Origin of the sequence: Klebsiella sp. 2019SCSN059, from assembly GCF_021739525.1 — a bacterium.
Taxonomy (GTDB): Bacteria; Pseudomonadota; Gammaproteobacteria; order Enterobacterales; family Enterobacteriaceae; genus Klebsiella; species Klebsiella quasipneumoniae.
This window is the reverse complement of sequence record NZ_JAKKOM010000003.1, coordinates 76,373-103,185: the sequence shown is the minus strand read 5'-3', so window position 1 is coordinate 103,185 and position 26,813 is coordinate 76,373. Positions and strand designations below refer to the sequence as shown.

Below are 26,813 nucleotides of genomic sequence, written 5' to 3'. Positions count from 1 at the left end.
TTATGGGGCTTTTTTCGTTTTTGCCCCCGCCGCCTGGCGCGCCAGCACACGCTGAATAGACAATACGCTCGCCAGCACCACGATCAGCCCGACCAGCGCCATCCCCTGGATCGTTTGTCCAAGGAAAATCCACCCCAGCACCACGGCGGTCACCGGGCTCAGCAGGCTCATTGCCGACACCGCCACCGGCGAGAGGCGGCCAATCCCCCGGAACCACAGGCCATAGGCCAGCATGGCGCCCGCCACGCACAGCCACAGATAGCCGGCCGCCTGCAGCGCAGTCACCTGATGCAAAGGGGGGTCAACGATCAGCGCCACTGGCGCCAGCACCACCCCGCCGATCGCCAGCTGCCAGCCGGTTAACGCGACGATCGGCAGGGAGAGCGCCCAGCGGCGGGAGAGCCAGGTGCCCAGCGCCATACTGATCGCCCCGAGAAACGCCGCGCCGATGCCCAGCGGGTCGAGGACGGTGCGCGGCGACAGCAGCAGCATGGCCATACCGAGTATGCCGGCAAGGGCTGAGAATACCGCCAGCCAGGGCGAGCGCTGCCGGTCTACGCACCAGGCGAGAAGCATCACCAGCAGCGGCTGGATCGCGCCAATCACTGCCGCCAGCCCGCCGGGTAAGCGATAGGCGGCGATAAACAACAGCGCCTGAAACGCGCCGATATTTAAGATGCCGGTAACGATAAGCTTTAGCCATTCGCCGCGCTGCGGAAAGCGGCGGCTCCAGATCAGCAGGGCGATACCTGCCGGCAACACCCTCAGCAGTGCGGCATTAAACGGCCGGTCAGGGGGAAGAAACTGGGAGGTGACGATGTAGGTCGTCCCCCAGATAGCGGGCGCCAGCGCCGTGAGCAGCAGGTCGAGCATCAGACTACGCGAGAGAAAAGCCATGATTTTATCTTCACTTCAAGTTAAATTGGTGCCTCAAGTATGTACCCGCAATTATCTTGATATCAAGACAAGTGAGCACTCATGGACAAATCACCGCCGATCGATGCCGTTGATCGGATTCTCGCCCAGTGGCAACGGGAGCGACCGGACCTCGACTGCAGCCCAATGGGGCCGATTGGCCGTCTGAAACGGTGCGCCATGCTGCTGGAGCCGCAGGTGGAAGTGGCTTTTACGCGCCACGAACTGGTGCGCTGGGAGTTTGACATGCTGGCGACGCTGCGCCGCGCCGGGGCGCCGTTCATTCTTTCGCCGACCCAGCTCTTCTCCACGCTGATGATCACTTCCGGCACCATGACCCATCGCCTGAAGGCGCTGGAAAAACGCGGGTTTATTACCCGCCTGCCCAATCCGGAAGACGCCCGCAGTATGCTGGTCGCCCTGACGCCCGCGGGACGTGAGCGCATCGATGAAGCGGTGGAGACCCATGTCGATAATGAACGGCAGCTGCTGGCGGAGCTCAGCGATGGCGAGCGCCAGCAGCTGGATCAGGCGCTGCGGATATTGATGCGCCTGCTGGAAAGCCGTTAACAGCCCGCGGCGATAAAGTCGCCGTTAGCGCTGATCGGCACCACGGTGAAAAACAACCCGGCGGCAAAGAGGATCAGCGCCAGCCCGCCGAGGATCTTCACCAGCGGCACCAGCCAGGGCCGCGGACGGCTGGTCGCCGTCAGCCGGTTGACGGTACGGTGACGGGCATAGTGCACCGCCAGCGATAGACCGAGGATCGAGAGCGCGGTGCCCAGCGCCATGGTCATCACCGCGGCGATGCCCCAGCTGACGATCCCCAGCGCGTTGGCGAACAGCAGGATCATAATCGCTCCGCTGCAGGGCCGGGCGCCGATAGCCAGCACCACGCCCAGACGTGTCTTCCAGTCGGCGCCCTGCAGGTCCTGCCCCACGCCGTGGTGCCCGCAGCCGCACGCGGCATCATGCTGATGCGCCGGCCTCAGGGCGCGTATCCTTGTTTTACCCGGCCGCAGGCTTTGCAGCGCGCGACAGATAACGTAAACCCCAAAGGCGGCGATGGTCAGGGCGCTGATCTTCTCGACGTACCAGCGGCTGGCGCTGAGATCGCCGGCGGCCAGATTCAGCCCCACCGCGAGAATATAGACAAACAGGATGGCGCTCACGCCCTGCAGCAGGCTGCCGAGAAAAGGCACCACCCGCGCCGCGGTCAGGCTCTCCTGGTTGGTGCTCAGGTAAGTGGTGACGATAAACTTACCGTGGCCCGGTCCGATAGCGTGCAGCACGCCGTAAAGAAATGCGCCCACCAGCAGCCAGACGCCGCCGCTGTACTGATGGTTGTTCAGCAGCAAAAGGTACATCACCAGATAGCGATGCAGGGTAATTTGCGTGGCGAGGCACCACTGGAGAAAGTCGCTCCAGTGGCTGTGCAAGGTGACGCCGGCGGCCAGCAGAAGAAGGCCGCCGCTCCCGGCGACCAGCAGGCGCCAGTCGCGCTGCGCAATCGGAATCATCATCGTTATGCCATGGTGAAAAGAGATGAACCACCGGACGACAATCTCATGCCCGGCGAACAATAGTGCCTGTTTTCAAGGATGGATGATTTGTCGGCGTTTTTCTCGTCAATGCTCGAGGTCACAAGGCTCCGCATTATCAGCATCAGCGGGCTCCTGTACCTACCCTCTGCCCTATCTTTGCACAAAGCACTTTACTCTCTTCAGCATACCACAGACGTTTGTTTTTAATGCTGGCACCCTGAATAACATATAAGAGCAGTCGTTACACGTCTAAAAACAGATAAAAATAAATCAGTTATCGCTATCCTGGCACTTTATGTACTTTATCATCCTGCGCATCAGGCACGAATATTCATTAACTGCTATTTATTTAATACATGCATTAACAGGACCACTCCGATGAAAAGATGTTTACTCGCCCTGGCGTGCGTCGCGCTGCTGACGCCCTCGCTTTCGGCGCAGGCGACCTGGCGCAGCGACCAGCGCCAGGACGCCCGCGATATCCGCCAGGATAGCCGCGAGCAGGGCCGTGAAACCAAGCAAGAGTGCGTCAGCAACAACAATCAAAGCAACGCCAGCTGCCGTCACGATAAGCGGGAAAACCGCCGCGAAGGTCGTCAGGAAGCCCGCGACGAAAAATGGTAAGTCAGCCTGCTCCGGCGAATGTCAGATCGAGGTCTTCTGCCACCGGAGCCTTTCACTCCGCCTGTGACGCCGGACCGTCGCGTCCAGCCCTGCCTGCTCTTTATTCTTAGCTTGCAGCAGAATATTACCCGCAACCGGTCCGCAGTCCATGGCTACTAATACCCACAGCCTGATATCACCGCTACCGCCGATTACCGCCCGCTGCTACCACTGCACTATTAAGATTAAGCTCAACCCTTTAAATAAGACGTAAAGTGCCCTTACAGAGACAATGGCTATTATCCCCAGGCTTTTTGCAGTATGGTTTAATCACTGTTGTAGTTTTGCAGTGAATGCTATCCAGACGGTTCAAGGTTGTATTCTGTCTGAGAAATTACTCATGCCATTCCCGTCGCTGAGATACGGGCGGCCGGCTGGCTGACGCCGTGCCGCCCCGACAGCCGGGAAATAAATCATGACGGCATTGATGGCCGCCTTGCCGTGGCCGGAAGCCAGTGCCTTCATCATCACGTGGGCATCATCAAGAGGATCAGGGATGTACAGGACGTGGAAACCTCCAGGAAAGATTCGCCAGTTCAACCAGCTAACCCTTTCTTTACCCTTCAGCATGCGGCGTCTTATCGCAGGGGATGGCGATAGCCCATGATACTGCGTGCACCCGTAGCAAATAAAAACGTTATCAGCACGCTGTTTAAAAATAAAAAGGCAGTCGCATTTAACAATGACCTGACGCAGGCCCGGAAAGCGTAATATTTGCCTGCCATAAAAGGGAACACCATGACGAATAACGCCGATATTAAAAAAAGGAACTTCCTGACTCAGAATGAAATCGAGTCGCTACTAAAAGCCGCCGATAGCGGTCCCTACGCCGCACGTAATTATTGCCTGACGCTGCTGTGCTTCATCCATGGTCTGCGCGCCAGCGAGATCTGTCGCCTGCGAATATCCGATATCGACCTTGCTTCCCGCTGCGTTTATATCCATCGGCTAAAAAAGGGGTTCTCGACCACCCACCCTTTGCTGAATAAAGAGATCCACGCCCTAAAGCGCTGGCTGGCCATTCGCAACACCTGGCCGCAGGCCGCCAGCGAGTGGCTGTTTCTCTCCCGCAAAGGCAATCCCCTTTCCCGCCAGCAGTTCTATCAGATTATCGCCTCTTCTGGCGACCAGGCGGGATTGCCGCTGGAGATCCACCCGCACATGCTGCGTCACTCGTGTGGCTTTGCGTTGGCCAATATGGGTATCGATACCCGCCTGATCCAGGACTATCTCGGACACCGCAATATTCGCCATACCGTCTGGTATACCGCCAGCAACGCGGGACGCTTCTATGGTATCTGGGACAATACGCGCGACAAACAGCGCCTGTCGTTGCTTCAGTAAGCCTGACGCCACGGATGGCGTTGTACCGCGTTGCGGGGAAATTAAATATCAATAAATTAACCCTCGGTTAATTATGATTACTGTTCCCGCAAGTTCTTATTTAATCCTGCGGTCACATCGTTCAATTAACCCTGCATAAATTCCGGTTTTGCCGTGACTATTTATTGTTGGCTAAAAATCCATCCCGCTATTTTTAAAATCTATCGCCTGAAAAAAACCTTTTATTTTATGCACATGCTATGAAACCCGAGCAGATCTATTGTGGCCTTGCTTAAAATCTCTAAAATTAAGAATTATCGCCAGGCGATATTTTGACTGGCTGTAAATATAATATGCTATCTATGCGTGGTTAATCGCCTTCACCTTGTACCGTTCTCGCATTCCGGATCTTTTCCGTCATGGCGTATGGTTTCGCCATGACGACCCCTCACATCTTTTTCAGGAGCAACTATTGTGAACCGACGTCGTTTTCTTACCGCCAAAGAAGTTCAGGCTATGATGCAGGCCGCGCGTCAGGGCGCCACCGGCGAGCGGGACTACTGCCTCATCCTGCTCGCCTTTCGCCACGGGATGCGCATCAGCGAACTGCTGGATCTGCACTATCACGATCTGGATCTACGGGAAGGCCGGGTCAATGTGCGGCGGTTGAAGAACGGTTTTTCGACTATTCACCCGCTGCGCTTTGATGAACGTGAGGCTATTGAGCGCTGGAGTCAGGTCCGCGCCGGCTGGAAAGCGGCGGCCAAAACCGACGCGCTGTTTATCTCCCGTCGCGGTACCCCGCTCTCACGCCAGCAGGCATATCGTATTATTCGCGCCGCCGGGGAAAAGGCAGGTACCGTAACGCAGACCCACCCCCATATGCTGCGTCACGCCTGCGGCTACGAACTGGCGGAAAGAGGGACAGATACCCGTTTGATCCAGGATTATCTCGGTCATCGTAATATTCGACACACGGTGCGCTACACCGCCAGCAATGCGGCGCGTTTTGCCGGAATATGGGAAAGAAATAATCTTATTGGAGAAAACAATGCGGAAGCGGGAATTGATACAACCGATTGAATTTAATTAAAAAAATAAACCGTGAACAGGTCAATTGGGGCCAAACTGTTTATATCATAAAAATGTTTTGACATATTTTGCAACTCACCACGCCATATTTCTGCAAAAAAAATTCATAATCATCTGATTTTAAATCATTTTTAAAACATCAATTACGCACTTTTCTCACCCTGACCTCCCGGGGCATCGACGCGCCTTCGCCAGCGGCATCGCTCTTCCTTTCGCACTCCGCCAACAACCAAAGATGAAACATCCATATAAACAACATTTCTCAGAACTTAACACCATAAAACAGGCGTAATTAAACGGAAATCAGATCATTTATCTCAACGAGTCAAAATGGCCCCAATTGTCTCATCGGTTGGGCGAAAACTGTGCAGAGCCGGCAGCCGGACCACTCGGCTGAAATCTGAAATGCCTGGAAGGCACAACGGCTGCCAATCCGGTTCGTTATTTCGACATCGTTCAAAGGAAAACAGTATGAAAATCAAAACACTGGCAATGATTGTTGTGTCAGCCCTGTCTCTGAGCTCCGCGGCGGCCCTGGCCGATACCACCACGGTTAACGGCGGGACCGTCCATTTTAAAGGGGAAGTCGTTAACGCGGCCTGTGCGGTGGATGCCGGCTCTATCGATCAAACCGTTCAGTTGGGCCAGGTGCGTTCCGCGAAGCTGGCCACGGCGGGGAGCACCAGTTCGTCCGTCGGTTTCAACATTCAGCTGGATGATTGCGACACCACGGTAGCAACCAAAGCGTCCGTCGCCTTCGCCGGTACGGCTATCGACAGCAGCAATACCACCGTTCTGGCGCTGCAAAACTCTGCCGCCGGCAGCGCGACCAACGTCGGCGTTCAGATCCTCGACAACACCGGCACGCCGCTGGCGCTGGACGGCGCCACCTTCAGCGCAGCCACCACCCTGAATGACGGCACCAACATCATTCCGTTCCAGGCGCGTTACTACGCCACTGGCGCCGCGACCGCCGGTATCGCGAACGCGGACGCCACCTTCAAAGTGCAGTACGAGTAAGGCAACCATCAGGCAAGGAAGCCATCCGGGCCAGGAGGGCCCACGCTTAATTTTGCAACCGGGGTGAAACGATGCAGGGAATGAAATCGGGTCTGCTACTGCTGCTGCCTCCGCTGGCGCTGGCCGGTAATCAGTGGAACGTCACGCTGCCGGGAGGGAGCATGCGCTTTCAGGGCCTGATCATGGCCAGTTCCTGCCGCGTTGAAGCCGGCGATCGGCAGATGACGGTCAATCTGGGACAGATCAGCAGTAACCGATTTCACGACGTGGGCGAAGACAGCAACCCGATCCCTTTCGCGATTCATTTACAGGATTGCAGTACGGCGGTCAGCCAGCATGTCGGGGTGGCATTTCACGGCGTGGCTGACGGCAAAAACCCCGATGTGCTGTCGGTGGGCGAAGGCCCGGGGATCGCCAGCGGGATAGGCATTGCGCTGTTCGACAGTCAGGGCCAGCAATTGCCCCTCAATCGTCCACCGGATCGCTGGGTGGCGCTCTACCGCGGACCGACGACGCTAAATTTCGTCGCCAAATATCGGGCGACCGGACGCCAGGTCACCGGCGGGGCGGCCAACGCCCAGGCCTGGTTCTCATTAACCTATCAGTAATCAACCCGCAGACCAGCAGGACAACACCGTGAGCAGACAAGGAGATAATGTGAGAAAAACGGCAACGACGATACGCGGCATACTGACGGGATGTGCGCTTTTCGCCGCCGGCGCGTTGAGCGCCAGCGCGCACGCGGGCGTCGCGCTGGGCGCGACCCGGGTCATCTACCCGGCGGGTCAGAAACAGGTCCAGCTGGCGGTCACCAATAACGACGACAACAGCACCTGGCTTATTCAGTCATGGGTGGAAAATGCCGATGGGCAGCGAGACGGCCGGTTTGTTATCACTCCCCCCCTGTTTGCCATGCAGGGCAAAAAAGAGAACACCCTGCGCATTATCGACGCGACCAATAACCAGCTGCCGCAGGATCGGGAAAGCCTGTTCTGGATGAACGTGAAGGCCATTCCTTCAATGGATAAATCGAAGCTCAGCGACAACACCCTCCAGTTGGCGATTATCAGCCGCATCAAGCTCTACTACCGACCGGCAAAACTGGCCCTGCCCCCGGATCAGGCGCCGGACAAGCTGACCTTTAGCCGCAACGGATCGTCGCTAACGCTGACTAATCCCACCCCCTATTACCTGACGGTGACCGAACTGAACGCCGGAACGCGCATTCTGGAAAACGCCCTGGTGCCGCCGATGGGCAAAACCAGCGTCAAGCTGCCCGCGGATGCCGGCAGCACCATCACCTATCGCACCATTAACGATTACGGCGCGCTGACGCCGAAAATGAATGGCGTACTGCGTTAACTCTGGTGTGCCCCGCCGCGCGGGCCACGCTGCGCATGACCAGAAGCACTGACTGCCGGGCAACGTCGGACCGGAGGGATTATGTCACATCGAAAATATGGACTGGACCATGGGGGTCGCCCAAGCGCCCGGCGCCTGATTACGCCGGCGTTGACGCTGTGGCTCTGCTCGCAGCCGTTTGCCGCGCAGGCGGACCTCTATTTTAACCCCCGCTTTTTAGCTGACGATCCGGCGGCGGTGGCAGACCTGTCGGGATTTGAAAAAGGCCAGGAGGTCCCGCCGGGCACCTATCGCGTCGATATTTACCTCAATAACGGCTATATGACTACCCGGGACGTTACTTTCCAGGCCGATGCGCAGGGCCATGGCCTGTCGCCCTGCCTGACCCGCGGCCAGCTGGCGAGCATGGGGGTGGATACCGGACGGGTGACGGGCATGGCGGCCCTGGACAGTAAGGCCTGCGTGCCGCTAACGACGCTCATCAGCGAAGCCACCACCCGCTTCGATGTCGGCCAGCAGCGCCTGTATCTCACCGTACCCCAGGCGTTTATGGGCAGCCACGCCCGCGGCTATATTCCGCCGGAGCTATGGGATAACGGCATCACCGCCGGGCTGATTAACTATAACTTCACCGGCAATAACGTTCATAACGCCACCGGGGGGAACAGCCGTTACGCCTATCTGAATCTGCAGAGCGGGCTGAACCTCGGCGCCTGGCGCCTGCGCGATAACAGCACCTGGAGTTACAGCAGCGGCGGCAGCGCCTCATCCAATGAGAACCGCTGGCAGCACGTCAACAGCTGGCTTGAGCGGGACATCATTCCCCTGCGGTCGCGGCTTACCCTCGGGGATAGCTACACCAACGGCGATGTCTTCGACGGGATCAACTTCCGCGGCGCGCAGCTGGCCTCCGATGACAATATGCTGCCGGACAGCCAGAAAGGCTTCGCGCCGGTGATCCACGGGATCGCCCGCGGCACCGCGCAGGTGTCAGTCAAACAAAACGGCTACGAAATCTACCAGAGCACGGTGCCGCCGGGGCCGTTTACCATCGACGATCTCTACGCCGCGGGCAACGGCGGCGATCTGCAGGTCACCATTAAAGAAGCGGATGGCACCCGCCAGGTCTTCAGCGTGCCCTGGTCAACGGTGCCGGTGCTGCAGCGCGAAGGCCATACCCGCTTCGCCCTCTCCGCCGGGGAGTACCGCAGCGGCAACAGCCAGCAGGAAACGCCCGATTTTTTCCAGAGCACGGCCATGCATGGCCTGCCGGCCGGCTGGACCCTGTACGGCGGCGCCCAGCTGGCGGACCGCTATCGCGCCTTTAACCTCGGGGTGGGGAAAAACATGGGCTATTTCGGCGCCTTGTCGCTGGATATCACCCAGGCCAACGCCACCCTGCCTGACGACAGCGAGCATCAGGGACAGTCGGTGCGCTTTCTCTATAACAAGTCACTGGATGAGACCGGCACCAACCTGCAGCTGGTGGGCTACCGCTACTCCACCCGCGGCTACTATAACTTTGCCGATACCACCTACCGCCGGATGAGCGGCTACAGCGTGGAAACTCAGGACGGGGTTATCCAGGTGAAACCCAAATTTACCGACTACTACAATCTGGCTTACAGCAAACGCGGCAAGGTGCAACTGAGCGTGACCCAACAGCTGGGGCGCACCGCCACCCTCTATCTGAGCGGCAGCCACCAGACTTACTGGGGCACCGACGATGCCGATGAGCAACTGCAGGCCGGCCTCAACGCCGCCGTAGACGATATCAACTGGTCGCTAAGCTACAGCCTGACGAAAAACGCCTGGCAGCAGGGACGCGATCAGATGCTGGCGGTTAACGTCAATATCCCCTTCAGCCACTGGCTGCGCTCCGATAGCCGTTCGGTCTGGCGGCACGCCAGCGCCAGCTACAGCCTGTCGCACGATCTCAATGGCCGCATGACCAATCTGGCGGGCCTGTACGGCACCCTGCTTGATGACAACAACCTCAGCTATAGCGTGCAAACCGGCTATGCCGGCGGCGGCAACGGCGACAACGGGAGCACCGGCTATACCGCGCTCAACTACCGCGGCGGCTACGGCAACGCCAACGTCGGCTACAGCCGCAGCGATGGCTTTAAACAGCTTTACTACGGGGTCAGCGGCGGCGTGCTGGCGCACGCCAACGGCATCACCTTGAGCCAGCCGCTGAACGATACCGTGGTGCTGGTGAAAGCCCCCGGCGCCGGCGGCGTGAAGGTGGAAAACCAGACCGGGGTACGCACCGACTGGCGCGGATATGCCGTCCTGCCGTATGCCACCGAGTATCGCGAAAACCGGGTCGCGCTGGACACTAATACCCTGGCGGACAATGTCGACCTTGATGATGCGGTGGTCAGCGTGGTGCCTACCCATGGGGCGATCGTCCGCGCCAGCTTTAACGCCCAGGTGGGGATGAAGATCCTGATGACGCTGACCCATCGCGGCAAACCGGTGCCGTTTGGCGCCCTCGCCACCAGCGACAGCAACCGGAGCGGCAGCATCGTCGCGGATAACGGTCAGGTCTACCTCAGCGGGATGCCGCTGGCGGGTAAGGTGCGGGTGAAATGGGGCGATGGCGCCGACGCCCAGTGCGTGGCCGATTATCGTCTGCCGCCGGAGAGCCGGCAGCAGGCGCTCAGCCAGCTGTCCGTCGCGTGTCGCTAAGGAGATGATGATGAGAACACCGCAGTATCTGCTGGGCGCCCTGCTCACGCTGGCCGCGCCGCTGGCCTTCGCTGCCGACAGCACGATCGCCATCAGCGGCTATGTGCGCGACAACGCCTGCGCGGTGGCCGGAGAGTCGAAGGAGTTCACCGTCGATTTGCAGGACAACGCCGCGAAGCAGTTTTACGCCGTCGGGGCGACGACCCCGCCGGTGCCGTTCCGTATCGTGCTGTCGCCCTGCGGCACTTCCGTCACCGCGGTGAAGGTCGGCTTCACCGGCGTGGCGGACAGCGTCAATACCAGCCTGTTAAAACTCGACGCCGGCGCCTCGGCGGCGGCGGGAATGGGGGTGGAGATTCTCGACCAGCAGCAGTCCCGGCTGCCCGTCAATGCCCCGTCGTCAGCCATCGCCTGGACCACGCTGACGCCGGGCCAGACCAACATCCTGAACTTTTACGCCCGTCTGATGGCCACCCAGGTGCCCGTCACCGCCGGGCATGTCAATGCGACAGCGACATTCACCCTGGAATTTCAGTAAGCGGAGGCTGCAATGAAATGGACCCACGTGGGCTGGCTGCTGGCCGGCCTGTTAACCGCGAGCCCTTCCCTGCGGGCGGCCGATGTCACCCTCACCGTCAACGGGAAGGTGGTGGCCAGACCCTGCACGGTCTCCACCGTCAATGCCACCGTCGAGCTGGGCGATCTTTACACCTTCAGCCTGATCGGCGCGGGCTCGGCATCGGCCTGGCACAGCGTGGCGCTGGATCTCAGCAACTGCCCCGTCGGTACCTCACGGGTGAAGGCCACCTTCAGCGGGACCGCGGACAGCACCGGCTATTACAAAAACCAGGGGACGGCAGGCAATATTCAGCTCGAACTGCAGAGCGAGGACGGCGCCACGCTGAACAACGGCAGCAGCCAGTCGGTACAGGTGGATGAGGCCAGCCAGTCCGCCCGCTTCCCGCTGCAGGTCAGGGCCCTGTCGGTCAACGGCGGCGCCACGCAAGGCACCATTCAGGCGGTGATTAACGTCACCTATACCTACGCCTGAGCCAGGAGAGCATCATGATGAAAAAAATTATTCCCCTGTTCACCACCCTGCTGCTGCTGGGCTGGTCGATAAACGCCTGGTCCTTCGCCTGCAAAACGGCCACCGGCGCGACGATCCCCATCGGCGGCGGATCAGCCAACGTCTACGTTAACCTGACCCCGGCGGTCAACGTCGGGCAAAACCTGGTGGTCGACCTCTCCACGCAGATTTTTTGCCATAACGACTATCCGGAAACGATCACTGACTACGTGACCCTGCAGCGCGGATCCGCCTATGGCGGCGTGCTGTCGAGTTTCTCTGGCACCGTGAAATATAACGGCACCTCTTACCCCTTCCCGACCACCACGGAAACGGCGCGGGTGATTTACGATTCACGAACCGATAAGCCCTGGCCCGCCGTCCTGTATCTGACGCCGGTCAGCACCGCCGGCGGGGTGGCGATCGCCGCAGGATCGTTAATCGCGGTGCTGATCCTGCATCAGACCAACAACTACAATAGCGACTCCTTCCAGTTCATCTGGAACATCTACGCCAATAACGACGTGGTGGTCCCCACCGGCGGCTGCGATGTCTCTGCCCGCGATGTCACCGTCACCCTCCCCGACTACCCGGGCTCCATGGCCGTGCCGCTCACCGTGCACTGCGCGCAGAGCCAGCAGCTGGGGTATTACCTCTCCGGCGCCACCGCGGACAGCGCCCACGCGATCTTCACGAACACCGCCTCCGCCTCGCCGGCGCAGGGGATAGGCGTCCAGCTTACCCGCAACGGCAGCGCCGTGCCGGCGAACAGCACGGTCTCGCTGGGCACCGTCGGAACCTCGCCGGTCAATCTCGGCCTGACGGCGACCTACGCCCGGACCACAGGCCAGGTCACCGCCGGTAATGTGCAGTCGATCATCGGCATTACCTTTGTCTATCAATGATGACCGATGACATCCTCTCTTCCTGCTCGCTGGCCGCCCGGGGGGTTGAACCAGCGGATACTGAACGCGGCGAAGCGGCTGGCGGGGGTAAAAAAGCGGGTGGAACATCCCCCGCATATGGCCCCTCGCTTTCCGCACAGGCAGCCGCCTCGTTCATCAGCAAACTCACGGTCGGCGTTTGAACAGGCATGGGGGAAGCGATGAGTGACTAATGGCGCGGATGCGCTGGCGAGTGAAAAGCGCACCGGTTTACACCGGTGCCGGTACGTCAGGCGCGAATATCGTCGTATTCGCGGGTGTTATCGAATTCATGTTTGGCAAACGGGCAGAGTGGAATAATCTTCCGCTGCTCCTGGCGCATTTTTTCCACCACCTTCGCCACCAGCTGTTTCCCCACGCCCTGGCCTTTCAGGCTGGGATCGACATCGGTATGTTCGATAATGCTGAGGTGTTCGCCGGTGGGAACAAAAACAATCTCCGCGACCTGGTTACCCTGCGCGTCGTTAACATAAAATTTGTTGTGCCCTTCCAGTATTTCCATCTTCTCCTCGCTTATTTATGACGATATTGCAGAGCGCCGCTCGGGCAGGTATCGATCACCTTCACCACCGTCGCGACATCCACTTCATCCGGGATGATCCACGGCTTACGCTTGAGATTGAACAGCTTCGCGCTGCCGCGCACGCAGTTCCCGGAATGCTGACAGATCGCCGTATTAAAGTAGACGTCGATTTTCTCCCCGGTGTAGGCCCGGTAGCCGGCTTCCAGTAATTCCTTATCCATGACATTGCCTCGGTCTTGTTTTATGACTTTCAGGCTAAGCATAGTCCTCCCCGTGACGGCTGACTATGCGCAAGTCGGTAATGGGCGTCAGGAGAGGGATTTGGCGCATCCTCCCGCTCTTCCGGCGCGCACGGATCCCGCACTCAACGAACGGTTGACTTTCATTCCCGCAACGAGGCGATTACACTCATGACACACTGGTAAGAGCACTCAGGGATGTTCCATTGAATCATATTGCCACCATAGCCCGCCCGGCGCGGCTACTGCTCGTCTTGCCGCTCACCGGCTGCTCACTCTCACCAGCGATCCCGGTATTGGGCGCCGCGTTCCCCGGCTGGTTTTTCTGCTTGTTGGGCGGCGCGTTTTTACTCATCCCCTGCCATATCCTGATTACCCGTAACGGCTGGCAGCCGCGCTTTTCTCCCCTGGTCTTCAGCTATGTCGCGCTGATGTTCCTGTTCGCCACGCTGCTGTGGTTTCTGTTTTTTGTTCACTGATCGCTTATGACTACTTCCCGCACTCCCCTGTTACGCAAGAAATGGCCTCTGCTGGCGCTGGTCCTCGCCGCCATCCTGGCGCTTATCCTGGTTATCTGGCAGTTGCAAACGTCGCCGGAGACCAATGACGCCTATGTCTATGCCGATACCATCGATGTGGTGCCCGAGGTCAGCGGACGCATCGTGGAGATGCCCATCCGCGATAACCAGCGGGTGAAAAAAGGCGATCTGCTGTTCCGCATCGACCCCCGTCCCTATCAGGCGATGCTCGATGACGCGAAAGCCCGGCTGACGACCCTCGACGCGCAGATTATGCTGACCCAGCGCACCATCAAAGCGCAGGAGTATAACGCCCAGTCGGTAGCGGCCGCCGTCGAGCGCGCCAGAGCGCTGGTCAAGCAGACCACCTCCACGCGCATCCGCCTTGAACCGCTGGTGCCGCAGGGGTTTGCCTCGCAGGAAGATCTCGATCAGGCGCGCACCGCCGAGAAAGCGGCCCGGGCGGAGCTGGAAGCCACGCTGCTGCAGGCCAGACAGGCCTCGGCGGCCGTGACCGGCGTGGATGCCATGGTGGCGCAACGCGCCGGGATCCTGGCGCAAATCGCCCTCGCCGAACTGCATCTGGAATTTACCGAAGTGCGCGCGCCGTTCAACGGCGTGGTAGTGGCGCTGAAAACCACCGTCGGCCAGTACGCCTCGGCGCTGAAGCCGGTCTTCACCCTGCTGGATGACGACCGCTGGTATGTGATCGCGAACTTCCGCGAGACCGATCTGAACAACGTGCGCCCTGGCGTGGCGGCGCGGATCACCGTGATGACCAACCACAACCGGACCTTTAACGGGGTGGTCGATTCGGTCGGCTCCGGGGTCCTGCCCGAAGGCGGGAGCGTCATCGAAGGCCTGCCGCTGATCCAGAAAAGCATTAACTGGGTCCACGTCTCGCAGCGCTTCCCGGTAAAAATCGCCGTCAGCGATCCCGATCTGGCTCTGTTCCGCATGGGCGCCTCGGCCAGCGCCGTGCTGCAGCCGTAGCCGGGCGACGCGATGTTTCCTCTCGCCCATTTTTTACGCCAGGAACTGCGCGACGCGCCGGGACGCGCCAGCTACACGCTGCGCCTGACGCTGAGCTGTGCGGTGCTCATCACCCTGTTCATGACCCTGCAGATCCCCTTCCTGGCCGTCGCGCTGATCGTCGTGTTCTACGTCAGCCAGCCTAACGTGTTGATGATTAAGTTAGTCAGCGTGGTCTTTTTTGTCACCGTCAGCGTGGCGCTCGGCGGCGTGCTGCTGATCATCAAGTGGACCTATGACTACCCGCTGATCCGCCTGGCGGCCTCCGTGGCGCTCTTTTTCTGCGCCATCTATCTGATGCGGGTGCTGGGCAAGCTGGGACTGGCCTTTTTCGTGGTGGCGCTGGCGGTGATTTACGCCCAAACCTTCCCGTCGATGACCAGCCAGAGCGAGATCCTGGTGCGGCTGCTGCTCTGGCTGTGGGTGGCGATTAACACCGCGATCCTTGTCACCCTGCTGGTCAACGCCTGTTTTCAGCAGGCCTTTCCCGGCAACCAGTTTAAGGCGCGTCTGGCGGAGATGCTGCAGTCGGTCGCCAGCCGGCGGGCGACCCCGGGCGGAGAAACGCCACCGACCTTCGGCGAGACCGCCGCGCAGTTCAACCAGCTGCAGTCGCTGTTCGCCCAGGCCTGCCGGGCGACGCCGGAGATCGCCGCCGATCCGCAGGCCTGGCGCTCGCGGCTGGCCGCCACCCTGCGCTGCTACCAGCTGGCGGCGCTGCTGCAAGCGGACGAGGCCGATAGCGACGATCGCCTGCTGCTGTCGCAGGCGGTACTGCAGCTGAAGAGCGCCCTTAGCGAGGGGCCGTTTGACGGCGCCATTCCCCCCCTGGCGCTCAGCGGCCGCGGCGCCAATCGCGCCGTTCTGCAGGAGATGGCTGCCCTTCTGCAGCAGCTGGCCCAGGGTGAGCCGGTGGCCCTGCCGCAGGGCGAGGTGGAAAAACCGCCTCTGCTGGCGCCGGACGCCTGGCGCAACCCGGCGTATCTCCATTTTGCGCTCAAGACCCTGCTGGCGACGCTAATCTGCTATGTCTTCTATACCGCTGCCGACTGGCAGGGGCTGCACACCATTATGCTGAGCTGCGTGATCGTCGCCCAGCCCGGGCTGGGCGCCACGATGCAGAAGACGTGGCTGCGCATCGGCGGCGCGCTGCTCGCCACTCTGCTGGCGCTGCTGTTAATCGTCTTTGTCCAGCCCTGGACCGACTCGCTGTCGGGGCTGCTGGCGATGTCCCTGCCGGTGCTGGCGCTGGCGGCCTGGATTGCCGCCGGCTCGGAGCGTATCGCCTACGCCGGGATCCAGATTGGTTTCACTTTTGCGCTGGCCTTCCTCAGCTGGTTTGGTCCGCTGACAAACCTCACCGAGCTGCGGGACCGGGTGCTGGGCATTCTGCTCGGGGTGCTGGTCTCCTCCATTGTCCATTTGTATCTCTGGCCGGACAGCGAAGCGCCGCAGCTGAAATCGCGCCTCGCCGGACTCTATCGCCGGCTGGCGGACTGCCTCGCCGCCCCGCACGATGCGGTGCCGCTGGCCCCTCTGTTTGTCGCCTTCACCGACAGCGAAGCGCTGATCCATCGGGTTCGCGCCGAACCGCTGGGTACGTATGCCCACCCCTGGCCCCAGGCGAAAGACTGGCCGATGCGCGCCACCCTCGCCCGGGCCGAGGAGATCGCCCGCCTCAGCGAAGGGTACCGGCTCAACGCCGCGCCGGGAGACCCGACCCTGACCCGCTGCGCCGAACAGCTGCGGCGCTACGCCGAACGTATCGAACAGGAGGCGACAGCGCCTGCCGAGCAGCTGGCCGCCGACCTGACTAACCCCTTTGGCCCGGCGCTGGCCGCCGCGCTGGCCGCCCTGCCCGACTGGGGCCCGACACCGATAGCGACTGAGCAACAGGCTAAAACGTCATGATGATCCTTCCTTTCTCCGCGCGGCTGCGCGGCACTCTCCTTACCCTGACGCTGACGCTGCTCAGCGGCTGCGCGCTGATCCAGGACGAGCCAGCCCAGGTCGCCATCGTCAATCCGCAGCAGGCCCAGCTGGCGCAGGTGATCCACCTGGCGAATAGCGACTGGCCGGCAGCCCGCTGGTGGGAGGCCTATGAGGATCCTCAGCTCAACATGCTGATCAACCGGGCGCTGCAGAACTCGCCGACCATGCAGGCCGCCCGGCTGCGCATCTCTCAGTCGCAGTCCACGGTGGAACTCGCCCAGTCGGCGATGGGCCTGCAGGCCACCGCCGTCGCGGCGCAAAATCGCCTGCGGATCACCGACAAATCCTTTAGCTGGCCCTACTCCTACTCCCTGCCGGTGGATAAGAACGGTCCCTGGTATACGCTGAACACCGTTGGCGTCGGGGCGCAGCTGAATATCGATCTCTGGGGAGCCGATCGCGCCCGGGTTGCCGCCGCCATTGGCGAGAAAAACGCCCGGCTGGCGGAGACCGCCGGCATTGAGCTCGACATCGCCAGCAGCGTGGCGCAGCTCTATTTCGCCATGCAGGCGACGTTCCAGAAAATCGCGCTGCTGCAGGACCTGGAAGGCATTGCCCAATTCTCGGTGGCGGCCCACGAGCACCGGACCCAACGCGGCGTGGAAGACAGTGTGGATGTGGCCAACGCCCAGGCCGAAAAGCTCGCCGCCCGCCAGCAGATCATCAGCGCCGAGGGGACGCTGACCCAGTATCGTGAAACCCTGCGGGCGCTGATAGGCGCCGATGCGCAGAGCATGCCGGCGATCCATCCGGTGGCGCTGCCTGCGCTCCAGGAGACGCTGCCGCCGTCGCTCTCTTTCGAGCTGCTGGCCCGCCGCCCGGACCTGCAGGCGCTGCGCGGGTATGTGACCGCCTCCCTGAGCCAGGTCGACGCGGCGAAAGCGGCGTTTTATCCTCATTTTGATATCAAAGCGTTCTGGGGCTATAACGCCCTGAGCGTCGGGGATCTGTTTAAGTCTTCTTTCCAGCAGATCAACCTGCTGCCTGGGCTCTATCTGCCGATCTTCGACGGCGGTCGTCTGAACGCCAATCTGCAGTCGGTGCGCACCGCCAGCAATATTCTGATCAAACAGTACAACCAGGCGGTACTGGACGCGGTTCGCGATGTCGCCATCAGCTCCAGCCAGCTTAACGACCTGAATCAGCAGCGCGCGCTGCAGCAGCTGAAGGTCACCGCGGCGCAAACCACCACCGACAGCGCTCGCGCCCATTATCAGCGAGGCCTGCTCAGCCGCTACGCCGCCGAAGAGGCCCGGCGGGCGGTCCTTGCCCAGCAGCTGTTGCTGCTGGATATTGAGGCCCAGCGGTTGAGCACCGACATTACCCTGATCAAAGCCCTGGGCGGCGGCTACCGCGGCCAGTAACAAAAATGCCTTCCCCGGTGGGGAAGGCATTAAACCGTCTTCAGGGATTGCCCGGCGGCGCTGCGTTTGCGCGGGACTACGGCCAACCGCATAACGGTTTGATATGGCCGTCTTTCGTAGGCCGGGTAAGGCGAAAGCCGCCACCCGGCAGAAATGCGGGCACAATAATGAAACAGGTTTGTCATCAGCCAGAATGCCTTCCCCGGTGGGGAAGGCATTAAACAGAAGACGCGGTGTTGCTGCGCGGCGATTACACCAGGGCGCGCAGCTCTTCCCGCATGTAGGTGGAAAAGAATTCCGGATGCTTAATCACCAGCCGTTCGCCGGCGGCGACCCGTTCAGCCCACTCCGCCACTTTGTCGGTAAACCCGGCGCTCCAGCCTTGCTGCTGACCGCGCTCAGCGACGTCGGCCGGGCTGGCTGGCACGCCCAGCTCTTTCAAATATTTGAGAATTCCCTTCGCGGTACTTTCATCCATAGACTGTGGTACTGGCTCAGACGTATTCATACCACCAATGAAATCCAATGCTTTATCAATGACTGCTGGCATAGGTGTGTCCTTATATTAACCACATAGTAAACCTGACTACACTATGGACCGGAAAGCGACGTGATTTCAAAGAACACGCTCACGTTATGGGACATCGCGCATTCAGAAAAGGGGATTTTGCACTGCCGGGGCGGGGGTTGGACAAAAAACAAGCCGGTCCCGCGGGACCGGCCTGGGGATCGCGTCAGGCGTTGCTGACGGATTTTTGCGCACCGCTGGACTGACTGTTCTCCAGCATCCGGCGGACCGGGACAATCAGCACGGCCAGCACGGCGGCGCAGATCAGCAGCGCGATGGAGCAGCGGGCGAAGAGGTCCGGCAGCAGCGACAGCTGATCGGCCTTCACGTGACCGCCAATCAGGCCCGCCGCCAGGTTACCCAGCGCGCTGGCGCAGAACCACAGCCCCATCATCTGGCCGCGCATTCTCTCCGGCGCCAGCAGGGTCATGGTCGCCAGGCCAATCGGGCTCAGGCACAGTTCGCCGAGCGTCAGCATCAGGATGCTGCCCACTAGCCACAGCGGCGACACACCGGCCCCGCCGTTGTTCAGGACGTTCTGCGCCGCCAGCATCATCAGGCCAAAGCCCGCCGCCGCGCACAGGATGCCAATGACGAATTTGGTCATGCTGCCCGGACGAACGTTTTTACGCGCCAGCGCTGGCCACGCCCAGCTGAATACCGGGGCGAGGAGAATGATAAATAAGGCGTTAATCGACTGGAACCAGACCGCGGGGATCTCAAAATCGCCGATCATCCGGTTGGTATAGTCGTTAGCAAACAGGTTAAATGAGGTCGGTTTCTGTTCAAATGCCGACCAGAAAAAGGCCGCCGAAACCAGCAAAATAAAGCACACCAGCAGGCGCGCCCGCTCTTTACGGCTCAGGCCGGCGAAGACGAACAGCCAGATGAAATAGAGCGCTACGGAAGCGGCAATCACATAGACCAGCACGCTGGCCACCGCCACCGGGTTAATCACGATCGTGCCCAGGCTAATGAGCGTGACCAGCACAGCCACTCCCAGCGCCAGCGCCAGCAGCCACGCCCCAACGCCATTCTTTTTCGCCACCGGGCTGTTCCAGGTGGAATCGAGGCCGACCTCTGCGTCATAGCGCTTCATCGACGGCACGGCAAAGACACGGAAAATGATCAGCGCCACCAGCATCCCGATCCCCCCGATGCCGAAGCCCCAGTGCCAGCCATGGGATTTAATCAGCCAGCCGGAGATCAATGGCGCGATAAACGAGCCGATGTTGATCCCCATGTAGAACAACGAGAAACCGCCGTCGCGGCGCGCGTCGCCTTTTTTATACAGAGTGCCGACCATCACCGAGATACAGGTTTTAAACAACCCGGAACCGAGGACGATAAACATCAGGCCGATAAAGAACAGGTCGTTGCCCAGCCATGCCGACAGGGCGATCGACAGGTGCCCGAGGGCGATCAGAATCGAGCCGTACCAGACGGCGCGCTGCTGGCCAAGCCAGTTATCCGCCAGCCAGCCGCCCGGCAGCGCGGCCAGATACATACTGCCGGCAAAAATCCCGACGATCGCCGAGGCGTTCTCCCGCGCCAGCCCCATTCCGCCGTCGTAAACCGTCGCCGCCATAAACAGGATCAGTAAGGGGCGGATGCCGTAAAACGAGAAGCGCTCCCACATTTCGGTGAAGAACAGGGAGCCCAGCGGATAAGGATGGCCGAAAAAGGTACGGCTTTCGTTTTTATTAACAGAGGAATGCATAAATTCTCCAGATAAGGTGCACCGCAGCGCAAGTTAACCGTATAAAGCGGGCTGACGATTTATAATTTGTTTGTCTTAACATCAGGAACGAGCATTTTTAACCATTTGATAACCATGCAGTGGTTTTGTCCAGCCCCTTACCTTCCCTTTTTAGATGAAAAGTCGACAAACATCTAGTTTTATAGATTTAATGTTCGCAAAAGCGCAAACGGCGTTGACATTATGCCATTGTAAAGAATACATAATTTTATTTATTAAAAACAGTAAGTTGATTGAGTAACAAAGGACAAAAACCGTCGGTGCAGGCAGGGCATATAACGACAGGAAAAGTAAGGGAAACGGGGCTGAGGAGGCAGAAATAGCGCTAAGGGAGAATATTGTTCAGCCATCCAGGTGTTTCACACCCGGAGAGCCTCCCGCGAGGCAGGATGCACATGGCTTGCCGGCTGCTACAGCCGGCGCCATTTTGCGCGCTATTTCACACGCTGCCCCGTCCGATCAATGACGCGCTCACCGTCTTCCTTCACGAAGGCGCCTTTTTGCGGCGCCGTCAGGATCTCCAGCACCACCTCTGACGGGCGGCAGAGCCGGGTGCCCCGCGGCGTCACCACGATCGGACGGTTGATCAGGATCGGATGCTGGAGCATAAAGTCGATTAACTGGTCATCTGTAAACCGGTCTTCCGCCAGGCCCAGCGCATCGTAGGGTTCGACGTTTTGCCGCAGCAGCGCCCGCACCGGGATCGCCATCGCGGCGATCAGCTGGCGTAGTTCATCACGCGACGGCGGCGTCTCCAGATAATAGATAATGGTGGGCTCAGCGCCGCTGTTGCGGATCAGCGCCAGGGTATTACGCGAGGTGCCGCATTCAGGGTTATGGTAAATGGTGATGCTCATAGCACGTTCTCATGGCTGATTGAAGGAGAGACGCAGCGCCAGCGCGGCCAGCGTTACCAGCAGCACCGGCAGGGTCATGATGATGCCGCAGCGGAAATAATACCCCCAACCGATGGTGATGTGCTTCTTCGTCAGCACATGCAGCCAGAGCAGCGTGGCCAGGCTACCAATCGGCGTGATTTTGGGCCCCAGATCGCAGCCGATGACGTTGGCATATATCATGGCCTCTTTGATCGTCCCTGTTGCCGCGCTGCCATCAATCGACAAGGCGCCGACCAGCACGCTGGGCATATTATTCATGATCGAAGAGAGGAAGGCCGACAGGATACCGGTGCCCAGCGTCGCGGCCCAGAGCCCGCGCTCCGCCAGCATGTTCAGCACCGTGGTCAGATAATCCGTTAATCCGGCGTTTCGCAGGCCATACACCACCAGATACATCCCCAGCGAGAAGATCACAATCTGCCATGGGGCGCCGCGCAGCACCTTGCCGGTGTTTATCACCCGCCCGCGCTTCGCGACAGCAAACAGGATCCCCGCTCCCGGCGCCGCGATGGCGCTGACCGGGATCCCCAGCGGGTCAAGAACGAAAAAGCCGACCAGCAACAACAGCAGCACGCCCCAGCCGGTGCGGAACGTCGCCGTATCTTTTATCGCCGTGGCCGGTGCTTTCAGTAACGCCATATCCCAGGCCGGCGGGATATCCTTGCGAAAGAACAGGTGCAGCATCGCCAGGGTGGAGAGGATCGCCGCGAGATCGACCGGTACCATCACCGAAGCGTACTCCCTGAAGCCAATGGCAAAGAAATCTGCCGAAACGATATTCACCAGATTCGACACCACCAGCGGCAGGCTGGCGGTATCGGCAATAAACCCGGCTGCCATGACAAAGGCCAGCATCGTTCCCTTACTGAACCCCAGCGCCCGCAGCATGGCAATTACGATGGGCGTGAGGATCAGCGCCGCGCCGTCGTTGGCAAACAGCGCCGCCACCGCCGCACCGAGCAGGATAATCCAGGTAAACAGCAGACGACCCCGCCCTCTTCCCCAGCGGGAAACGTGTAGCGCGGCCCATTCAAAAAAGCCGGATTCGTCGAGCAGCAGGCTGATAATGATAACGGCGATAAAGGTGGCGGTCGCATTCCAGACGATATGCCACACCACCGGGATATCGGCTAGTTGTACTCCACCGGTAGCCAGCGCCAGCGCCGCACCAAAGGCCGCGCTCCAGCCGATCCCTAAACCCCGCGGCTGCCAGATCACCAGCACCAGGGTCAGGACAAAAATCACACCTGCCAGCAACATTCTTCCTCCCGCCAACCACATTCGAAAAAACAGATATGTTTAGATAAAATTTTTACTGGCAACCCGCCCCGCCAGCCAGTCTGCTGACCATCAGCCGCACATCGTCCTGCTGACTGAGCCAGGCCTGCTCTATCACCTGCGCCGCCCAGGTTGGCATCTGCGGAGAGAGGCGGTAATAGACCCATTTACCCTGTTTACGATCCAGCAGCAATCCGCTCTCCCGCAGCATCGCCAGATGGCGAGAGATCTTGGGCTGGGACTGGGCGAGCGCCGTACAGAGATCGCACACGCACAGCTCTCCCCGCGCCTTGAGCAACAGCACGATCCCCAGCCGGGTTTCATCGGCGAGGTTTTTGAACAGTTGCAGGGGCAATAAAGACATGGTTTCTCCTCAAGCGTGACGGACAGCATACGGGACCACGAACAAAGATCAATACGCATTCGAAAAAACATATGTGTTTTTCACGGCCGCGATAAATCTCCACACCGTTGCAACATGTGCCTCCTGCTCAATAGCACGCAAAAATGCCGCGTTTTCTTTTAACCATCATCGAAATGTGTCAGGCTGAAGATCCCATCGGATTGACAGGGTTTTCAGGATGAGTACGATTTATGTGGTTGTTTTAACGTATATAAAACCGCTCGAAGAGATTGACAGCGCGATCCCCGCCCACGTCGAATGGCTCAAAAAAGGCTATGCTGACGGCCTCTTTCTCACCTCCGGCCGCCGTATTCCCCGCACCGGCGGGGTGATTCTGGCGAAATGCGACAGCCGGGAAATTCTGGAATCGCGTCTGAGCCAGGATCCCTTCCAGCAGCTGGGTCTCGCCCATACGGAGATTATCCCCTTTGAGGCCAGCATGGCGTCCCCCGCGCTGCAGTCGCTGTTATAAGCCTGTTCCGGAGGAAACATGCAGCCATCCTTTCACTGGATTAATGAACCAGCCGAGTGGCGCCGCGATGCCGACAGCCTGACGGTGGTCACCGATAAGCATACCGATTTCTGGCGTCATACCTGGTATGGCTTCGAGCGCTTCTCCGGCCATCTTTATGCCGCTGAGGTGGAGGGCGATTTTACCCTGCAGGCAAAAATCTGTGCGGATTTCACCACGCTTTACGACCAGGCCGGGCTGATGATGATGGCGGACGAGCAGACCTGGCTGAAGGCGGGAATTGAATTCAATGACGATGCCCCGGCCATCGGCAGCGTACTGACGCTGAATCACTCCGACTGGGCCACCGGGCTTTTTCCCGGCGACCCACGCACCTTCTGGCTGCGTCTGACCCGCAAAGGCGATGCGTTAAGGCTGCAATATTCGACTGACGGCGAGCGCTGGCCGCTGCTGCGTCTGGGCTACTTTCCGCCAGGCCCGGTGAAAGCGGGCGTCATGTGCTGCTCACCGGAGCGCGGCGGACTGGCGGTTGCCTTTTTGGATATTCAACTTTCCCCACCGCTGGACAAAGCGCTGCACGATCTGAGCTGAACGCTAGTGGGAAGACCCGACTTTCTCTGCATCCTGAGGGCCAGGATTGCAGGGTTCGCGGGTGCCGGGCAGGTAAAAATGGCCGTGCTTATCGGGATCGGTGCCGCCCGGGCACCCTGCCCGACCCGAGGAATTATCGCTACTGCCGCCGTCCGAACCGTTGCCGCCGTCGGCGCCCGATATTACCGACTGGCCGTGATGACCATGTGCTGCAGTGGCTGAAAACGCCACCAGCGCGAACACACAGACCATTAAGCGTCTGCCCATTGCTGCCTCTCCCTTAGTGAAATTCCCCGCCCATCGCGTTGACAATGGGATAAGCCGTTGCACCGCGATAAAAAACCGCTTTATCCGCAGGGAGTATAGGGTTAAGGCAGAGGGAAAGACAGGGCCGGCGCCTTCAGACATTTCGCACGCAAAACAGCCTTTATGCCGCGGTATGCGCTATCAGAAAATCAATCAGGGCTTTCACTCTTTCGGACGCTGACATTCACGCGGTCTCCCCGGCGCTGGCACGCTTTGGCCGTGAAGCGATTACCAACGACCTCTGGCAACGTGACGCCCTGTCCGCCCGCGACCGCAGCATCGTGACGGTGGCGATGCTGATTGCCCGCAACCAGCCTGGCGAGCTTAAGCACTATATTGAAGTTGCGCTCGATAGCGGCGTGACGCCAGCGGAAGTATCAGAGATCATTACCCATCTGGCGTTCTACTCAGGTTGGCCCAATGCGATGTCAGCCGTCAGGGTGACCAAAGCGATCTTTGCAGCCCGCGGCATCACGACAGAGGCCCTGCCCGCCGCCTCGCCAACGCTGCTGCCTCTCAATGAACAGGTAGAGAAACAGCGTGCAGACACCGTGGAGAAAAATGTCGGTCCCATTTCGCCTGGCCTGGTTAAATTTACCGCCGACCCGCTGTTTCTCGACCTCTGGCAACGGCCCGCGCTTACGCCCCGCGACAGAAGCCTGGTGACGGTCAGCGCGTTAATCGCCGCCGGACAGAGCGCGCAGATTGGCTACCACCTAAACAGAGCGATGGATAATGGGCTTTCGGCTGAAGAGGCCGGAGAAGTGGTCGCCCAGGCGGCGTTCTACGCGGGATGGCCAAATGCGTTTACCGCTGCTCCTGTGGTCGGTGAGGTGTTGCGATCGCGCGAGAGCAAAGCTGAATAAAAAAGGATAAAGGACAGGAAAGCTGTCCTTTATTTATCGTTAATAGTTAGCTTAAAGGTAGCACGAGGGCTTTCGATTAAATCTCGCGGAAAGGACATAAACGGTCTATCGACGCGTGGAGACTTCGATCGTGAGTCTGTTCACATCGCTCATTGAGAAAATTTCCGTTCCGTATGCCGTCATGAGTCTCATCCTTTGAAAGCCGCGATCGCTGTGGCGAGACTGTAGCGCGGACATGTCTATTTGGTCAGAGATCGCCATCTCAATTCAGCTACTACACTTAATTTATTTTATCTTAAATATCAATGTATTGTGTTGTTAATTTAATATAAGTTGATGTTATAGCAATCGCTATACCGGCTCCTTAGTCATGACTGACCTGGCCACACCGCATATCGCAAGAATTTGCTCTCTCAGCCAGCGGTGACCGGGGTCGCGTTCCATTCTTGGGTGCCACATCTGCGATACCGTAATACGACGGCTTTTGAACGGCAGCTCGAAAACGTGTACCTGGTCCGTTACCTGCTGATTGAGTAAATAGAGTGCGGGTATCATGGCGATAAGATCCGATTCCAACGCCACGGACAGTGCTGTCGGAAATCCCGGTACGACGCTCGCAATTTTACGTTTTGTCCCCAGTTCGGCCAGCGCATCGTCAACGGATCCGTGCAACGCGCCCTCGGGTGACGCTACCACATGGCCCCAGGCGACATAATCACCCACGCCTATTTCTGCCTGCTTAGCCAACGGGTGCCCTTTACGCACGACGCCAACAAACCGATCCTCAAACAGTCGCTGCAGCCGTATTTCTGGCCCCATATTACTCTGAACGCCAATCTCCAGATCAACCAGCCCTTCCCGAAGATAGCGCGAGGTTTTTTCCGGCTTAGGCGCGAAGCGTATACAGACGTCCGGCGCGGCGTCGGCAACCGCTGCGATGAGCGCAGGCCCAAACGCCACCACAAAACCATCGTTTGCCCTGATGGTAAAAAGACGCGCCAGACTTCGCGCGCAGAACGTTTCAGTTGAGGGCTGCAATACCGCCCTGGCATCGTGCACTGCACGCCTGGCGCGATCCCGGGTCGCTTCGGCCCACGGGGTCAGTACCATGTTACGCCCGGCGCGCACCAGGATCGGGTCTCCTGTGACATCGCGTAACCTGCTTAATGTCCGGCTCATAGCTGAGGTGCTGAGGTTCAGACGACGTGCCGCACCTGCGACACTCGCTTCACTCAGCAATATGTCGAGTGCTACCAGCAAATTAAAATCGGGATCAGACATTACCCTTTCTCCCAGCACATTAAGATAAGGCGTTTGATGCAACAATAAAGTGAAAATAGTGCACCTTCCGCCCGGTTAAAGCCATCTTTATAGTTT

Annotated in this window: 29 protein-coding genes and 1 pseudogene; 18 read left to right on the top strand and 12 right to left on the bottom strand. The window is 59.5% G+C overall.

Annotation, left to right across the window (positions count from 1 at the left end; all coding sequences use genetic code 11):
• Window positions 1–897, bottom strand: coding sequence for an EamA family transporter (locus L2I46_RS05075; RefSeq protein ID WP_236947586.1), 897 nt, complete (start codon window positions 895–897; stop codon window positions 1–3).
• Window positions 898–978: 81 nt separating this feature from the next.
• Here L2I46_RS05075 and L2I46_RS05070 point away from each other — a divergent pair, with 81 nt between their 5' ends.
• On the top strand, window positions 979–1,485 hold the full coding sequence (locus L2I46_RS05070) for a MarR family winged helix-turn-helix transcriptional regulator (RefSeq protein WP_032454000.1): 507 nt from the start codon (window positions 979–981) through the stop codon (window positions 1,483–1,485).
• Here L2I46_RS05070 and L2I46_RS05065 read toward each other — a convergent pair.
• Window positions 1,482–2,438: a nickel/cobalt transporter gene (locus L2I46_RS05065; protein ID WP_044524643.1), complete on the bottom strand. Its 957-nt coding sequence runs from the start codon at window positions 2,436–2,438 to the stop codon at window positions 1,482–1,484. The genes L2I46_RS05070 and L2I46_RS05065 overlap by 4 nt on opposite strands.
• A gap of 399 nt (window positions 2,439–2,837) precedes the next feature.
• Between L2I46_RS05065 and L2I46_RS05060 the strand changes: the two genes are divergently transcribed.
• Window positions 2,838–3,083, top strand: coding sequence for a hypothetical protein (locus L2I46_RS05060; RefSeq protein WP_023290936.1), 246 nt, complete (start codon window positions 2,838–2,840; stop codon window positions 3,081–3,083).
• 348 nt (window positions 3,084–3,431) lie between these two features.
• On the opposite strand, the gene L2I46_RS05055 is transcribed toward L2I46_RS05060, so the two are convergent.
• Complete coding sequence (locus L2I46_RS05055) at window positions 3,432–3,692, bottom strand: hypothetical protein (protein WP_032428979.1); 261 nt, start codon at window positions 3,690–3,692, stop codon at window positions 3,432–3,434.
• 168 nt (window positions 3,693–3,860) lie between these two features.
• Here L2I46_RS05055 and fimB point away from each other — a divergent pair, with 168 nt between their 5' ends.
• From fimB to L2I46_RS05010, 9 genes are all read left to right on the top strand, one after another.
• On the top strand, window positions 3,861–4,466 hold the full coding sequence (gene fimB, locus L2I46_RS05050) for a type 1 fimbria switch DNA invertase FimB (protein WP_023290937.1): 606 nt from the start codon (window positions 3,861–3,863) through the stop codon (window positions 4,464–4,466).
• Between the two features lie 453 nt (window positions 4,467–4,919).
• Complete coding sequence (gene fimE / locus L2I46_RS05045; RefSeq protein WP_032454002.1) at window positions 4,920–5,528, top strand: type 1 fimbria switch DNA invertase FimE; 609 nt, start codon at window positions 4,920–4,922, stop codon at window positions 5,526–5,528.
• Between the two features lie 480 nt (window positions 5,529–6,008).
• A complete protein-coding gene (gene fimA, locus L2I46_RS05040) occupies window positions 6,009–6,557 on the top strand; it encodes a type 1 fimbrial major subunit FimA (RefSeq protein WP_004205364.1) in 549 nt (182 codons plus the stop codon).
• Between the two features lie 71 nt (window positions 6,558–6,628).
• The gene (locus L2I46_RS05035; RefSeq protein WP_117132684.1) at window positions 6,629–7,165 is read left to right on the top strand and encodes a fimbrial protein; all 537 of its coding nucleotides are present in this window, start codon (window positions 6,629–6,631) and stop codon (window positions 7,163–7,165) included.
• 70 nt (window positions 7,166–7,235) lie between these two features.
• A complete protein-coding gene (locus L2I46_RS05030) occupies window positions 7,236–7,919 on the top strand; it encodes a fimbria/pilus periplasmic chaperone (protein ID WP_369821209.1) in 684 nt (227 codons plus the stop codon).
• An 81-nt stretch (window positions 7,920–8,000) separates the two neighbouring features.
• Window positions 8,001–10,613, top strand: coding sequence for a fimbrial biogenesis usher protein (locus L2I46_RS05025; RefSeq protein ID WP_236947585.1), 2,613 nt, complete (start codon window positions 8,001–8,003; stop codon window positions 10,611–10,613).
• Window positions 10,614–10,623: 10 nt separating this feature from the next.
• Window positions 10,624–11,151: a fimbrial protein gene (locus L2I46_RS05020; RefSeq protein ID WP_023290941.1), complete on the top strand. Its 528-nt coding sequence runs from the start codon at window positions 10,624–10,626 to the stop codon at window positions 11,149–11,151.
• A gap of 27 nt (window positions 11,152–11,178) precedes the next feature.
• A complete protein-coding gene (locus tag L2I46_RS05015) occupies window positions 11,179–11,664 on the top strand; it encodes a fimbrial protein (protein WP_072199039.1) in 486 nt (161 codons plus the stop codon).
• Window positions 11,665–11,681: 17 nt separating this feature from the next.
• Window positions 11,682–12,587 (top strand): fimbrial protein, encoded by a 906-nt coding sequence (locus tag L2I46_RS05010; protein WP_032429212.1) that lies wholly within the window; start codon window positions 11,682–11,684, stop codon window positions 12,585–12,587.
• Between the two features lie 268 nt (window positions 12,588–12,855).
• On the opposite strand, the gene L2I46_RS05005 is transcribed toward L2I46_RS05010, so the two are convergent.
• Together L2I46_RS05005 and yjdI are read right to left on the bottom strand one after the other, a co-directional pair.
• A complete protein-coding gene (locus L2I46_RS05005) occupies window positions 12,856–13,128 on the bottom strand; it encodes a GNAT family N-acetyltransferase (RefSeq protein WP_002916201.1) in 273 nt (90 codons plus the stop codon).
• Between the two features lie 11 nt (window positions 13,129–13,139).
• Complete coding sequence (gene yjdI, locus L2I46_RS05000) at window positions 13,140–13,370, bottom strand: 4Fe-4S mono-cluster protein YjdI (RefSeq protein ID WP_004205354.1); 231 nt, start codon at window positions 13,368–13,370, stop codon at window positions 13,140–13,142.
• A 224-nt stretch (window positions 13,371–13,594) separates the two neighbouring features.
• On the opposite strand from yjdI, the gene L2I46_RS04995 reads away from it, so the two are divergent.
• From L2I46_RS04995 to L2I46_RS04980, 4 genes are read left to right on the top strand one after another with little or no spacing between them, the layout of a single operon-like run.
• Window positions 13,595–13,867, top strand: a complete 273-nt coding sequence (locus L2I46_RS04995; protein ID WP_032454006.1) for a YtcA family lipoprotein — start codon at window positions 13,595–13,597, stop codon at window positions 13,865–13,867.
• A 6-nt stretch (window positions 13,868–13,873) separates the two neighbouring features.
• Complete coding sequence (gene mdtN / locus L2I46_RS04990; protein ID WP_236947584.1) at window positions 13,874–14,899, top strand: multidrug transporter subunit MdtN; 1,026 nt, start codon at window positions 13,874–13,876, stop codon at window positions 14,897–14,899.
• Window positions 14,900–14,911: 12 nt separating this feature from the next.
• On the top strand, window positions 14,912–16,849 hold the full coding sequence (gene mdtO / locus L2I46_RS04985; protein ID WP_236947583.1) for a multidrug efflux transporter permease subunit MdtO: 1,938 nt from the start codon (window positions 14,912–14,914) through the stop codon (window positions 16,847–16,849).
• Window positions 16,846–18,294, top strand: a complete 1,449-nt coding sequence (locus L2I46_RS04980) for an MdtP family multidrug efflux transporter outer membrane subunit (protein ID WP_032454015.1) — start codon at window positions 16,846–16,848, stop codon at window positions 18,292–18,294. Before mdtO ends, L2I46_RS04980 begins: the two co-directional genes overlap by 4 nt.
• A gap of 250 nt (window positions 18,295–18,544) precedes the next feature.
• Here the strand turns inward: L2I46_RS04980 and L2I46_RS04975 are convergent, their stop codons facing one another.
• From L2I46_RS04975 to L2I46_RS04955, 5 genes are all read right to left on the bottom strand, one after another.
• Window positions 18,545–18,844 carry a DUF1889 family protein gene (locus L2I46_RS04975; protein ID WP_004205347.1) on the bottom strand — a complete coding sequence of 100 codons (300 nt, stop codon included), beginning with the start codon at window positions 18,842–18,844 and terminating at the stop codon, window positions 18,545–18,547.
• 184 nt (window positions 18,845–19,028) lie between these two features.
• The gene (locus tag L2I46_RS04970) at window positions 19,029–20,582 is read right to left on the bottom strand and encodes a peptide MFS transporter (RefSeq protein WP_032454016.1); all 1,554 of its coding nucleotides are present in this window, start codon (window positions 20,580–20,582) and stop codon (window positions 19,029–19,031) included.
• Between the two features lie 473 nt (window positions 20,583–21,055).
• Window positions 21,056–21,478 (bottom strand): glutaredoxin-dependent arsenate reductase, encoded by a 423-nt coding sequence (arsC, locus tag L2I46_RS04965; RefSeq protein WP_032454017.1) that lies wholly within the window; start codon window positions 21,476–21,478, stop codon window positions 21,056–21,058.
• 9 nt (window positions 21,479–21,487) lie between these two features.
• Complete coding sequence (locus L2I46_RS04960) at window positions 21,488–22,780, bottom strand: arsenic transporter (protein ID WP_139619931.1); 1,293 nt, start codon at window positions 22,778–22,780, stop codon at window positions 21,488–21,490.
• Window positions 22,781–22,832: 52 nt separating this feature from the next.
• Window positions 22,833–23,162 (bottom strand): metalloregulator ArsR/SmtB family transcription factor, encoded by a 330-nt coding sequence (locus tag L2I46_RS04955; protein WP_085551384.1) that lies wholly within the window; start codon window positions 23,160–23,162, stop codon window positions 22,833–22,835.
• Window positions 23,163–23,379: 217 nt separating this feature from the next.
• Here L2I46_RS04955 and L2I46_RS04950 point away from each other — a divergent pair, with 217 nt between their 5' ends.
• The gene (locus L2I46_RS04950; RefSeq protein ID WP_048298243.1) at window positions 23,380–23,673 is read left to right on the top strand and encodes a YciI family protein; all 294 of its coding nucleotides are present in this window, start codon (window positions 23,380–23,382) and stop codon (window positions 23,671–23,673) included.
• 18 nt (window positions 23,674–23,691) lie between these two features.
• The gene (locus L2I46_RS04945; RefSeq protein ID WP_085551383.1) at window positions 23,692–24,264 is read left to right on the top strand and encodes a DUF1349 domain-containing protein; all 573 of its coding nucleotides are present in this window, start codon (window positions 23,692–23,694) and stop codon (window positions 24,262–24,264) included.
• Window positions 24,265–24,267: 3 nt separating this feature from the next.
• Here L2I46_RS04945 and L2I46_RS04940 read toward each other — a convergent pair whose 3' ends face one another.
• A complete protein-coding gene (locus L2I46_RS04940; protein ID WP_023290955.1) occupies window positions 24,268–24,531 on the bottom strand; it encodes a hypothetical protein in 264 nt (87 codons plus the stop codon).
• A 203-nt stretch (window positions 24,532–24,734) separates the two neighbouring features.
• Between L2I46_RS04940 and L2I46_RS04935 the strand changes: the two are divergent.
• A pseudogene (locus tag L2I46_RS04935) lies at window positions 24,735–25,436 on the top strand (carboxymuconolactone decarboxylase family protein); the annotation flags it as partial.
• Between the two features lie 351 nt (window positions 25,437–25,787).
• On the opposite strand, the gene L2I46_RS04930 reads toward L2I46_RS04935, so the two are convergent.
• A complete protein-coding gene (locus L2I46_RS04930; RefSeq protein WP_065805875.1) occupies window positions 25,788–26,717 on the bottom strand; it encodes a LysR family transcriptional regulator in 930 nt (309 codons plus the stop codon).
• Between the last annotated feature and the right edge of the window lie 96 nt (window positions 26,718–26,813).